The sequence below is a fragment of the Pontimicrobium sp. SW4 genome (assembly GCF_039954625.1).
In the GTDB taxonomy this organism is placed as follows: domain Bacteria; phylum Bacteroidota; class Bacteroidia; order Flavobacteriales; family Flavobacteriaceae; genus Pontimicrobium.
On sequence record NZ_CP157199.1, the window covers coordinates 3328006 to 3340801 of the forward strand.

Here is a 12796-nt window from a genome sequence, read left to right on the forward strand (position 1 = left end):
AATAATGACAACTAATAGTTAATTTTGCCTAGAACTAAAAAATCAATTTAATTTTTCAGTATGAAAAAAACTACTCAATTTTTATTACTTGCTTTAGCATTAGTGTTTACTTCAAATACAATAGCTCAAAGTAAAGTTACAGGAATCATTATGGATTCTGAACTGAATGCTCCATTACCTGGGGCAAACATCCTTGAAAAAGGAACAACAAATGGAGCATCTACAGATTTTGATGGGAAATTCACTTTAACCACTCAAGCAGCTTCAGGACAGATAGTTATATCTTATGTAGGATATGAATCTGTAACGTTGAAATTTGATGGTAATACTAACTTAGGAACAGTTACATTGTTTCCTGATAACGCTTTAGAAGAAATCGTTGTTGTTGGTACAGGACTTATTGATTTAGCCGATGATAGAAAAACACCAGTAGCCGTGTCTACTATTACAGCTGCTGAGATTCAAAAGAAAATTGGAACGCAAGACATTACAATGACACTTGTAAACACACCTTCAATTTATGTTGCAGGTCAAGCAGGTGGATTTGGAGATTCTAGAATTAACGTTCGTGGTTTTGGACAAGAGAATACAGCTTACCTATTAAACGGACAACCAATTAATGGTATGGAAGATGGTAGAATGTATTGGTCAAACTGGTCTGGAATTAACGATATTGCAAGTGCAGTTCAAATTCAAAGAGGACTAGGCTCTTCTAAATTAGCAATTTCTTCAGTAGGTGGTACAACAAACTTTGTAACTAAAACTACTGATAAAAGAGAATCTGGATTTGTATATGCTGGTGTAGCTAATAACGATTACATTAAAACAACGTACCAATACAGTACTGGGAAATCTGAAAAGGGTTGGGGAGCAAGCTTTATGTTATCTCACTGGCAAGGTGATGGCTACAACGAAGGAAACTTTGGGGCTGGTCAAACATATTTCTTATCTGTAGGATATACACCTAACGAGACTCATAACTTTAACTTTTTAATTACTGGAGCACCTCAGTTTCATGATCAAAACTTTTCAAAAAGATTATCTGATTATGAGAAGTACGGTAGGAGATATAACAATAACTGGGGGACCTACAAAGGTAAATATATGACTGAAAGAAGAAACTTTTACCATAAACCTGTTGCCAACTTAAACTGGGATTATAAAATTAGTGACGATACTAATTTATCTACTGTGTTATATGCATCTTGGGGACGAGGTGGAGGAACTGGAAACAGAGGTAGTCGTATTAGAACTGCTGAAGGACGTATAGATTATGATGCAATTTATGCTTACAACTTATCAACTTCTGGAGCTGGAGGAAACTTTGCTGCAGAGGGCGGATATATTACTCGTTCGTCAATGAACTTACACAGTTGGTATGGAGTTGTTTCTAATTTAGAAACACAACTTAGCGAAAACCTTTCATTTAATGTTGGTTTAGATTTAAGAACATACTATGGAGAACATTTTAGAATTGTTGAAAATTTTCACGGTTTAACTTCATGGCAAGAAAATATTCGTTTAAGAGATGAAAATCATCAAACATATGGATCTTTTGGTACTTATAAAAACGTAATTACAACTAGAGACATGGCTGCAAACCCATGGACAGCTATGTTCGCTAAGTTTGATGAAGACGAGAAAATTGCTTATAGTAATGACGAGCGTATTTCTTATGCAGGTTTGTTTACTCAATTAGAATATTCTACTGATAGATTTTCTGCATTCTTCCAAGGAGCACTATCAAATCAATCACACCAACGTTTTGATCATTATCAGTATGCCGACCAATCACTTATAGATGGTACATCATCGCAATGGACTGGAACACCACTTCCTTCAGGAACTGTGGATGCAGTTGACTCTGAGAAAGTAAACAACATTGGTTACAATGTTAAAGGTGGCTTAGGATTTGTATTAGATGAAGCTGAAGAAAATAAGGCATATGTTAATGCAGGACTTTATTCAAGACAACCTTATCATGATAATATCTTTCCTCAGTTTAATAACCAAGTAAGTCCTGGTCACCAAAACGAAACTATTTTTGGTCTTGAAGCGGGATATTCTTATAGTACAAGAGAATTCTCTGCTAATGTAAACTTATATAGAACATCTTGGAAAGATAGAGTTGTAAGTTCATCTAATGTTGTAGGTGGTGTTGTTCAAAATACGCTAAACTTTGGTGTAGAGCAATTACACTCTGGTGTTGAAATAGATTTTGTAGCAAGACCATCTGATGGATTTAGAGTTAACGGATTTATGTCTGCTGGTAACTGGCAATTTAAAGGGTCATCTACAACTCAAATTACTGATGAGGACAGAAATATTATTTCGGAATTTGAAGATGATGTAGATGGCGGCCAAGTTGGTGATGCGGCACAATTCTCTTTAGGATTTGGTATTGATGTTGATTTAGCTGAAAGATTTTCTTGGGATGCTGACTTTAGATTTTATGATAGACTTTATGCTGATGTAGGGGCAGTTAAAGAAAATTTAAGATTACCTGCTTACAAGATTGTTGATACTGGGGTATCATACAAAATGTTAGTAGGAAAAGATAAAGACAAGTCTGTAAACATTAGAGCAAACGTAAATAACGTGTTCTATGAGATTTATCTTTCTGACTTAAGAACAAACATAGAAGCAACAGGTGGAGAAGCTAATTTTAAAGGAATTAGCAATCGTAATCAAGGTTACTTTGGCTTAGGTAGAACTTGGAATGTAAGCTTACGTTACAAATTCTAATATTCTAATTATAGATATTAAAAAACCTGCTCTAATTGAGCAGGTTTTTTAATGAATAAAAATCACTATTTTTGAGTATCAACTAACAAAACAAAAATTATGTATGATATTGTAAAAATACTCCATTCGTATTGGGCATATTTAATATTATTTACCCTATTGCTAGGTGTATTAAATGCCATATTAGGACTTGTAGGAAAAAAAGAATACGATGCAAAAGCATTTAGAATTTCTCTTTTTGGATTAATAGTATCTCACATACAATTATTAATTGGTATAGTATTATATTTTGTATCTCCTATGTTCGATATGTGGAGTGAAATGGGTAGTGAAGTAATGAAAACTGCCTCAATTAGATTGTATTTAGTAGAACACCCATTTGTAAATATTTTAGCAGTAGCCTTAATCACTATTGGCTATTCTAAACATAAAAAGAAGTTAACGTCAGCACCTAAATTTAAAACAATTACTATCTTTTATTTAATTGCACTAATTCTGTTTTTATCTAGAATTCCTTGGGATAAATGGCCTAACTAAAATAAAAAAGCAGCAATTAAAATTGCTGCTTTTTTATTTTACGAATATGAGAAGCCCCATTAGTACACTTCCTTAATAATATGAACATAGACAGGGAAATGATCGCTAAAACCATTTGTAAAGCCACCATCAGCGAAACTTCTAAAAGGATAGCCTTTATATTTCCCTTTTTTATTTGTTAAATATTGTTTGTTAAAGATACCAGCTTTGTAAAACCTATAAGATGAATAATCTTTTTCCAATAAAGGTTTTGTAATTAGTATTTGGTCAAATAAACTCCAAGCGTCTCGATAGGCATTAGACCCTAATCCCTTTTTAAAAAAGTCTTCCATCGGGTTGTAAATACCTTTAAGCTTTACATCTTCTTTGTTTTTCTCTGTTTTTAAAACATCCTTAAAGCTTGAATTAGTTGGGTCATCATTGAAATCTCCCATTGAAAATATTTTGGCATAAGGATCGATGGCTTGCAAAGAATCTATGATACGCTTATTTAATTTGGCTGCTGCAATACGTTTAGGTCTACTTCTTGCTTCTCCACCACTTCTTGAAGGCCAATGACTTACAATTACATGTATCGTTTCTCCTTCAAGTTTTCCGCTTACTAATAATTGGTCACGAGTATAAACACGTTTTCCAGTATTATCATCATAAATTTTCAATTCATGATTGCTAGTATTAGTAGGAGTAAAAAATTCTTTTTGGTACATTAATGCAACATCAATTCCTCTAGCATCAGGAGATTCAAAGTGTACAATACCATAATTTTTTGCAACTAAAGCTGGGTCATTTGCTAAATCTTCAACAACCTCTCTGTTTTCTACTTCCGATAGACCAATAATTACAGGTGTATTTTTAGAGACATCTGCACCAATTTCAGATATAACTCGAGCCATATTCTGGACTTTCTTTTTATAAACATCTCCTCTATTAAAGTTAAGCTCCATTATTGGGCTAGCCTCATCAAACTTATTTGGATTGTTAATAGTATCAAATAAGTTTTCAACATTATAAAAAGCCACAGTATGCACCCTAAATTTTCTTTTTTCTTGTGCATTGGTATTTACAAAAGAAAAAAGAAGTGCTACTACTATTATATAATTTATTTTTTTCATTTAAATGTATATTATAAAGCTGTTAAGATACAATCAAAACTTAAGCCAAAGGTAAATATTAGTCAGAATTTGTGTAAATTAGTAAGCCTAAAAAACTAAATTTTTTTAGAGTAAAAAAATATTAATTTTAAAAATTAAAATGAAAAAAAACATACTAATTTTTTTATTGGGAGTTTTTCTAGTCTCTACTGCTTTTGCACAGCAAACTATTATTAAAGGGAGTGTAAAAGATGCAGTTACTAGCCTACCAATTCCCGAAGTCACAATTACTATTGAAGAAACTTTATATTCAACTAAAACGGATACTAATGGGGAATTTAGCTTTACAAGAAATGTCCCTTTGGGTGAGCAAGTATTAAACGTATCTAAGCAAGGTTATATTACAGCAAGATATCCAATTGTAGTTAATGAAGGAAGTACTGTAAATATAACAGACATGTCTTTGAGAATAGATGTTTCAGACTCTTCCGATTTGTTTACAATAACATTGTCTGATGATGAATTGAATGATGATACTAGTGGAGCTGATAATATATCTGGATTGTTGCAATCTTCGCAAGATATCTTTTTACGTACTGCGGCTTTTGAATTTGGTTCTTCATTTTTTAGAGTGAGAGGACTCGATTCGGAAAACGGGACTATCCTCATTAACGGTGTTGAAATGAACAAAATGTTTAATGGAAGACCACAATGGAGTAATTGGGGAGGCTTAAATGATGTAATGAGAAATCAAGAATTTACAAATGGCATACCACCATCGGCTTACAACTTTGGAGGTATTTTAGGAGCAACCAATATTAATGTAAGAGCATCACAATATAAAAAAGGTGGTCGTATTACTTATTCATCTTCGAATAGAAGTTATACAAACCGTATGATGGCGTCTTATGCTTCTGGTTTAGTAGAAGGTGGTTGGGCATATTCAATGTCACTTGGAAGACGCTGGGGAAATGAAGGTTTTCAAGATGGAACCTTTTACGATGCTAATTCATTTTTCGCTTCTGTTGAAAAACGAATTAACGACAAACACAGTATGAACTTCACTGGAATTTATGCGCCAAATAGAAGAGGTAAATCTTCTCCAAATACACAAGAGGTTTACGATTTAAAAGATATTAGATACAATGAGTATTGGGGTTGGCAAGATGGCGAAAAGCGTAACTCAAGAGTTAAGCGTACCGATGAACCAATCATCATGTTAAACCATTATTGGAATATTAGCGAGAAGACCACATTAAACACCAATCTAGCATATCAATTTGGGGAGTTAGGTAACAGTCGTTTAGATTATGCTGGAGGTGCAAATCCAAGTCCAGCATATTACCAAAACTTGCCTAGTTATTGGGTGTCTAGAGATGATTTAGAGAATGCCTATGAGTTTGAGCAAGACTTCATAAACAAAGGACAAATAAACTGGAACCGAATTTATGACGCCAACATAACCAATAATACAAGCGGTAATAACGCAGCTTATGTACTTTATGAAGATAGAAGTGACGATACGCAATTCACTGCAAACACGATTTTCAATACTGAGATTTCAGATAACATTACTTTAAACGGAGCCTTAAACTTAAGACAATTGAAGTCTGAAAATTTTGCACAAATAACCGATATGCTAGGAAGCACTGCTGGCTATTTAAATGTAGATTCTTTTGATGGCTATCAATATGACTTTAGAAATCCTGATAGAGTTGTTGGTGATGGTGAAAAGTTTAAATATAATTATAACCTTACAGCCGATGTTATTAGTACACATATTCAAGCAATCTTTAAATATAACAAAATAGATTTTTACTTAGCTGGTAGTATAACAAATACACAATACCAAAGAGAGGGGTTGTATCAGCATCAAGCACATATTGTGGTTGATGAATTCGGAAATATAGTCAAAGACAATTCTTTCGGTAAAGGAAAAAAAGTAAAATTTAATGGATTAGGTGCTAAGGGAGGTTTTACTTACAAGCTAACCGGAAAGCATTTATTTGATGTGAATGCAGCATATATTTCTAAAGCACCTTCATTACGTAACACGTTTTCAAATTCAAGAGAAAATCATAGTGTTGTTGGAGATCAAAGCGGAGTAGGTATTACTGAAGAAAAAATAATGTCTGCAGATGCTAGCTACATATTCAGGTCGCCAATAGTTAAAGCAAGATTAACGGGTTATTATACAACTATTAAAGATGCAAATGAAATTTCATTCTTCTTTGCCGACGGTGTTGGAGGTGATAACACAGCTTTTGTACAAGAGATCCTTCAAGGGGTGAATAAAAAACATTTTGGAGGGGAATTAGGTATTGAAGCACAAGTAACACCAACTATCAAGTTGAAAGGAGCATCTTCAATAGGACAGTATACTTATGACAATAACCCCAACCTTATTTTAACTTCTGATGATTTTGATAATGGTTTTCAAGATTTTGAAGAAGCCAATTTAAAAGACTACAAAATTGCTGGCGGACCACAACGCGCTTCCTCGGTTGGATTTGAATATAGAGACCCAGATTATTGGTGGTTTGGCGCAACAGCCAATTTCTTTTCAAATGCTTATGTAGATATTAGCCCATTAACAAGAACACAAAACTTCTATTTGGATAATGATGGGTTGCCATTTAACGATTACGATCCCGATTTAGCAAGAGAGCTTTTAAAGCAAGAAAAGTTTGATTCATACATGACGGTTAATGCCATTGGAGGTAAATCCTGGAAAATTGGCGATTATTTTATTGGTTTATTTGCTAGTGTTAATAATCTACTGGATAAAGAATATAAAACAGGAGGTTTTGAACAAGGGAGAAACGCCAATTTTAGAGAGTTAAGAGATGATAATGCCAATCCTAAACGTGTGTTTGGACCAAAGTATTGGTATGGTAGAGGCACCACGTATTTTCTTAACCTAAACTTCAGATTTTAAAAAAAAATAATTATGAAAAATATAATATCACAAACAATGAAATACGAAGTATTCACGGAATCCAAAAAAAATAGACCCATGAGTAAATTCAATCGAATATTAACTTTAATAATGGTTACTGTAGCGACTTTAGCTATGGTTTCTTGTGTTCAAGACGATGACTTTACAGTACCAACGTCTTTAGGCGATGAAAATAATCAAGGATTAGCTGCATTACTTTCTAGTTCTGCTACGCCTATGACGATAGCCGAATTAAAAGACCAATTTGTATTTCGTCAAGCAACTGAAATAGTATCGGATGTTTATGTAAAAGGATACGTAAGCTCTTCGGATGCTACAGGGAATTTTTATAAGGAATTTTTTATTCAAGACCATCCTACAAACCCAACTTCGGCTTTAAAAGTGGTGCTAAATTTAACCGATTCTTACAATCAATTTAACTTTGGGCGTGAAGTGTATATTAATTTAAAAGGATTATATCTTGGTGAAACACGTTCAGGTGATGATGTTATTGGTATAGGTGGGAAACCTAGTGATGATGGCGAAGAGATAGAAGAAATCACCGCTAACCAAATTCCGAAGCATGTTTTTAGATCTGAAGTGACAGAAACTATTTCGCCAAAAGTATTAACATTTTCTCAAATTAATGATTCTCATGTTGGAATGTTTGTAATGGTTGAAAACGTACAATTTCCAAATAGTTTACAAGGAGAATCTTATGTAGATGAGAGTGATGATTTTGATACTTCAAGAATGATGGAAAGCTGCGAAGGATTTAGCTATGTTAATTTCCCACTAGAAACAAGTTCATTTGCAAGTTTTAAAAATGTAATCCTTACAACAGATGCAGGCGGAACAATTGCTGGTGTAATTAGTAAAACGTTTAATGGAAGTAATATTGTTATGGTTTTAAATAGTCTTGACGATGTTAATTTAACAGACTCAAAATGTACACCTTTAAATATAAATGACTTTGATGTTATTTATGAAGAAGATTTTGATGCAGCTGTAGATAATACAAATTTAGATTTACCTGGATGGACTAATTTTGCCGAGGTTGGTGGAGAGCTATGGACAGAACAAGTATTTAGTGGTAATGGTTATGCAGAATTTAGCGGTTATTTTACCGGCGACGATGTTAATATTGGATGGTTAGTATCTCCAGGAATAAATATGGATGCTCAAGACAACGAGTTTTTAAACTTCCAAACAGCGCAACACCATTTAGATTCTCCTGATAATACATTAGAAGTGTTTGTGTCTACCGATTTCAATGGTACAGATGTATTGGCTGCTACTTGGCAACCAATTGAAGCTAATTTAGCTAAGCAAAGCGATTCTTGGTACTCGTTTCAAGACTCAGGATTAATAGATATATCATCTTACACAGGAACATTGTATGTGGCTTTTAAAGTAACAGGATCTGGAACAGATACGCAATTAGATGGCGCATATCATGTAGAAGATTTTAGAGTATTAGGAACAAACTAATCCTAATTATATTTTATACTTTTAAGGTCTGCTTTTAAAAGCAGACCTTATTTTTTTAATGACCTAAATTATGAACATTTTTGACCAATTTGCATTGAATATTTTTAATCATTATAAGCCAAGATTAAAAAAAAAGACGAATACCATTGTTGTTTTTTATATGTCCTTATTACAATGCTCATTATTATTGTTGTTAGGGGTTTTCTTTTCTGAATTTTTTAATCAGATGAAAGTTGAAACTATGTCTTCTTCAAATGCGTGGACATTATTTGTGATAGCTTCACTAATTATTTATTTTAAAAATTGGATGGTTAACTCAGGAAAAAGAAGAATGGTACTAAATGCTAAATCAAATAAAAAAAAATATAGCGATTATAATGTTTGGATTCTATGGTTGCTTCCTTTAGGTTGCATAGCACTTTCTTTATTGCTTTTAAATAAGTTTTAAGAACGTTTTAAGTGAATATACACAGGAAAGTGATCGCTATAACCTCCTTTGTATATTTTGCCAACAAATGTTCTAAAAGGATTTCCTCTGTACTTACCTTTATATTGTCTTAAAAAGTCTTTATCAAAAATATCAGCTTTAGAAAAACTGTGTTCCCCTTTTTGATATTCAAAAAAGTTAGTAGTGAATAATATTTGATCAAATAAATTCCATTGTCGACGATGACTTAAACTTCCTCTAAAAAACGACTTAAGTTGTTCCATAGGGTTAAATAAATCTTCAGTATGAACCAATTGCTTGACACTTTTGTTTAAAGGACCGTCGTTAAAATCGCCCATAATGATAATTTTTGCATGCCCATCTTCACTTTTTATTTTAGAAATAACTTCTAAAGCCTTATTTGATGCTAAGAGTCTAGTTGGTTCACTTTCTTCTGTACCTTGTCGTCGTGAAGGCCAATGATTAATTATGAAATACATACGCTCATCATTTAGTTTGCCTTCTACCATTAAAATATCTCGAGTATAATCTCTGCTACCATCTTCATCAAATAAATCTAAAGGGAATACTTCAGAGTTAATTACCTCAAAGACATTTGTGTCATATAGCATTGCGACATCTATTCCTCGTTCGTCAGGCGAATCGTAATGGACATAGTTGTACGGTTTGTCTTTTAAAAACTTAGAATTTAGGAGGTCATCAATTACCAGTTTGTTTTCAACCTCAGCTAAGCCAATAATTGCTGGATATATTTTTGCTGTTTTTACCCCAATATTAGAAATGGCATAGCCTAATTTTCTAACTTTTTTTCGATAGCGTTTTTCAGTCCAGTTTTTTTCCGATTTCGGTAAAAAATCATCATCAAATGTAAATTTATCATCAAAAGTATCAAATAAGTTTTCAAGATTATAAAAAGCGATGGTATGGTAATTTGTGGTCATATGTCTCAATAAGCGTCTAAAATACTAAAATCTTATTAGCCTAAGTACAATTATAATCTGCATTTCTATTTGTACCTTTGCATCTTCATTTATGATAGAAAAGAAAGACATAGCATTAGAAAAAGCGGTTTTAATAGGAATTATTACCCAAGATCAAAACGAGGAACAGTCTAAAGAATATTTAGATGAGTTGGAGTTTTTAACTTATACAGCTGGAGGAGACGTTTTAAAGCGTTTTACTCAAAAAATGGATATGCCTAATCCCAAAACTTTTATAGGAACAGGAAAGATGGAAGATGTTAGGCTTTATATTGAAGAACATGAAGTAGGTACAGCTATTTTTGATGATGAATTATCGCCAGCACAAGAGCGAAATATTAGTAAAATACTTAACTGTAAGGTACTAGATAGAACAAATTTAATCCTAGATATTTTTGCACAACGTGCACAAACAAGTTATGCACGTACACAGGTAGAATTAGCACAATGTCAATATTTATTACCTCGTTTAAAAGGTATGTGGACACACCTTGAAAGACAAAAAGGTGGTATTGGAATGCGTGGACCAGGAGAAACCGAAATTGAAACAGATAGACGTATAGTAAGAGATAAAATAGCACTTCTTAAGGATAAAATTAAGAAGATAGATAGACAAATGGAAGTGCAACGTGGCAATAGAGGTAAATTGGTTAGAGTGGCTTTAGTGGGTTATACCAACGTTGGGAAGTCGACACTTATGAATGTGATAAGTAAATCTGAAGTGTTTGCCGAAAATAAATTATTCGCAACCTTAGATACTACTGTTAGAAAAGTTGTGATTAAAAACCTGCCTTTTTTAATGAGTGATACGGTTGGTTTTATAAGAAAACTACCTACTCAATTAATAGAATCTTTTAAAAGCACCTTAGACGAAGTTCGTGAAGCCGATTTATTATTACATGTTGTAGATATTTCGCACCCAAATTTTGAAGAACACATAGAATCGGTACAAAACATCTTGACTGATATTAAAAGTGATGATAAACCAACCATCATGGTATTTAATAAAATAGATGCTTATGAGGCGGAGCCGTTTGATGATACCGATTTAATTGCCGAACGAACAAAAGCCAACTATTCATTACAAGAATGGAAAAATACATGGATGGCTAAAATTGGTGATAACGCTTTATTTATCTCGGCATTAAATAAAGAGAATCTTGAAGATTTTAAAAAGCGTGTGTATGATGAGGTTAGAAAAATTCATGTACAACGTTTTCCATATAATCATTTTCTATATCCAGATTATGATGAAAATGAAAGCTAAAAAACGCCAATTGGCGCTTTTTTAATTATTATGGAACCATGTTCCTATGAAAGATTTTTCACCAACATCGTAACCTACCTTATAAATTTTAGATTTTAAAATTTCTATAGTTTTCCCAGGAGCTGGTATAACATTATGTTGGTGCAGTAAATCATTATATATTTCTACATTATAACTTGACAATGACTTACCATCTTTAATAACGCTAGTGCCATTTATCTCTATTTTTGTGTTTTTGGTTTTTGAAGACAAAAGCCCTTTTTCAACCATACTATCAATTAATTTTTCTATATCTAAATGAGATCCATCTATAACAACAATATGCTGTTTTTCTTTATTAAAGGAAAAATTTTCGAACTCTAAATCATGGGCTTTAAACAAGCCAGTAATATGAGACTCCTGAGAGTTGTTTAATTTTCCCCCATTGATATAGATACCAGATTCATCAGTATATAAATTTATTTCCGTATCATTACGTATAATATTATTCTTTGATGAATAAGTAAGAAGTTCTTTCTGGAATGCTGGCCATTTCCAATTAGGAAATGTATTATTATCATTAAAATATGTTTTATTATCATTTAACAATTTCCTAATAATAGAGCTCACACCTCCCTTATGTTTGGCTTCTTCTTCCATAAGATTAGCTTTTTCCTGATATTCTTTTGCTTGGTTGCTATAGCGAGTTGCATCATGATTACGATTAGAAATAGCTAGTCTATCTGCTTCACGTTGCATATGTTCTGCATTTCTTTTCATATGCTCTGCCTCACGTTGTAATCTATCAGCTTCACGCATTTCAGAGTTATCATCGTCATTACCAGAAATGAAAGATTTGATTATCAACCCTATATCTCCAAATTTTTCAACAAGCGCCGAAGATGCTACTTCTTTATCAATATACATTGAGATATTACCATTTCTTAAATTGATTTCATATATATCATCTCCATTTGATTTTACTGACCAGATATCTTGATTTTTTTTACTCACCAAATTATTGCTACCCATTTCACTCATCAGAACATCTTTGATTTCCAAAGTTCTATCCTTAGGAAACTTCGCTTTTAATTTATAGAATGCATCGGTACTAGAGATAGAAATAGAAACATTAGATTTTTGATTATCATGAATACCAATCGATGTGTTTTTAGAATAATAACCAGAGGTATTATTTCCCATTATAGGAGGCTTAGGTGGTGGTGGTGGTAGTTGTTGCGAAAAAACGCTAAGAGTGTTAAGTGTGATAAAACTGATTGAAATTAGTATTGTTTTCATGATTGTCGTTTTTTAATTAAT

The 12796-nt window shown here is 32.8% G+C and carries 9 protein-coding genes; 6 read left to right on the forward strand and 3 right to left on the reverse strand.

The genetic code is table 11. The features are described from left to right. Window positions 1-60 precede the first annotated feature (60 nt). Together ABGB03_RS15270 and ABGB03_RS15275 are read left to right on the forward strand one after the other, a co-directional pair. Window positions 61-2745: a carboxypeptidase-like regulatory domain-containing protein gene (locus tag ABGB03_RS15270; RefSeq protein WP_347923590.1), complete on the forward strand. Its 2685-nt coding sequence runs from the start codon at window positions 61-63 to the stop codon at window positions 2743-2745. 99 nt (window positions 2746-2844) lie between these two features. After that, window positions 2845-3282: a hypothetical protein gene (locus ABGB03_RS15275; RefSeq protein ID WP_347923592.1), complete on the forward strand. Its 438-nt coding sequence runs from the start codon at window positions 2845-2847 to the stop codon at window positions 3280-3282. A gap of 59 nt (window positions 3283-3341) precedes the next feature. Here the strand turns inward: ABGB03_RS15275 and ABGB03_RS15280 are convergent, their stop codons facing one another. Then, a complete protein-coding gene (locus tag ABGB03_RS15280) occupies window positions 3342-4394 on the reverse strand; it encodes an endonuclease/exonuclease/phosphatase family protein (protein ID WP_347923593.1) in 1053 nt (350 codons plus the stop codon). A 139-nt stretch (window positions 4395-4533) separates the two neighbouring features. On the opposite strand from ABGB03_RS15280, the gene ABGB03_RS15285 reads away from it, so the two are divergent. The 3 genes from ABGB03_RS15285 to ABGB03_RS15295 all read left to right on the forward strand — a co-directional run bounded on the left by ABGB03_RS15285 (window position 4534) and on the right by ABGB03_RS15295 (window position 9250). Next, window positions 4534-7311 (forward strand): TonB-dependent receptor, encoded by a 2778-nt coding sequence (locus ABGB03_RS15285; protein WP_347923595.1) that lies wholly within the window; start codon window positions 4534-4536, stop codon window positions 7309-7311. Between the two features lie 12 nt (window positions 7312-7323). After that, window positions 7324-8802, forward strand: a complete 1479-nt coding sequence (locus ABGB03_RS15290) for a DUF5689 domain-containing protein (RefSeq protein WP_347923597.1) — start codon at window positions 7324-7326, stop codon at window positions 8800-8802. 70 nt (window positions 8803-8872) lie between these two features. Further along, the gene (locus ABGB03_RS15295; RefSeq protein ID WP_347923599.1) at window positions 8873-9250 is read left to right on the forward strand and encodes a hypothetical protein; all 378 of its coding nucleotides are present in this window, start codon (window positions 8873-8875) and stop codon (window positions 9248-9250) included. On the opposite strand, the gene ABGB03_RS15300 is transcribed toward ABGB03_RS15295, so the two are convergent. Next, window positions 9247-10191, reverse strand: coding sequence for an endonuclease (locus tag ABGB03_RS15300; protein WP_347923601.1), 945 nt, complete (start codon window positions 10189-10191; stop codon window positions 9247-9249). The genes ABGB03_RS15295 and ABGB03_RS15300 overlap by 4 nt on opposite strands. 91 nt (window positions 10192-10282) lie before the next feature. Here ABGB03_RS15300 and hflX point away from each other — a divergent pair, with 91 nt between their 5' ends. After that, window positions 10283-11497: a GTPase HflX gene (hflX, locus tag ABGB03_RS15305; RefSeq protein WP_347923602.1), complete on the forward strand. Its 1215-nt coding sequence runs from the start codon at window positions 10283-10285 to the stop codon at window positions 11495-11497. 21 nt (window positions 11498-11518) lie between these two features. On the opposite strand, the gene ABGB03_RS15310 is transcribed toward hflX, so the two are convergent. Then, on the reverse strand, window positions 11519-12775 hold the full coding sequence (locus ABGB03_RS15310) for a hypothetical protein (RefSeq protein WP_347923604.1): 1257 nt from the start codon (window positions 12773-12775) through the stop codon (window positions 11519-11521). Window positions 12776-12796 lie beyond the last annotated feature (21 nt).

Bases quoted from the DNA above. Each gene is read 5' to 3' on its own strand.
- ABGB03_RS15300 (WP_347923601.1), bottom strand. From the start codon at position 10,191: ATGACCACAAATTACCATACCATCGCTTTTTATAATCTTGAAAACTTA.
- ABGB03_RS15290 (WP_347923597.1), top strand. From the start codon at position 7,324: ATGAAAAATATAATATCACAAACAATGAAATACGAAGTATTCACGGAA.
- ABGB03_RS15270 (WP_347923590.1), top strand. From the start codon at position 61: ATGAAAAAAACTACTCAATTTTTATTACTTGCTTTAGCATTAGTGTTT.
- hflX (WP_347923602.1), top strand. From the start codon at position 10,283: ATGATAGAAAAGAAAGACATAGCATTAGAAAAAGCGGTTTTAATAGGA.
- ABGB03_RS15295 (WP_347923599.1), top strand. From the start codon at position 8,873: ATGAACATTTTTGACCAATTTGCATTGAATATTTTTAATCATTATAAG.
- ABGB03_RS15285 (WP_347923595.1), top strand. From the start codon at position 4,534: ATGAAAAAAAACATACTAATTTTTTTATTGGGAGTTTTTCTAGTCTCT.
- ABGB03_RS15275 (WP_347923592.1), top strand. From the start codon at position 2,845: ATGTATGATATTGTAAAAATACTCCATTCGTATTGGGCATATTTAATA.
- ABGB03_RS15310 (WP_347923604.1), bottom strand. From the start codon at position 12,775: ATGAAAACAATACTAATTTCAATCAGTTTTATCACACTTAACACTCTT.
- ABGB03_RS15280 (WP_347923593.1), bottom strand. From the start codon at position 4,394: ATGAAAAAAATAAATTATATAATAGTAGTAGCACTTCTTTTTTCTTTT.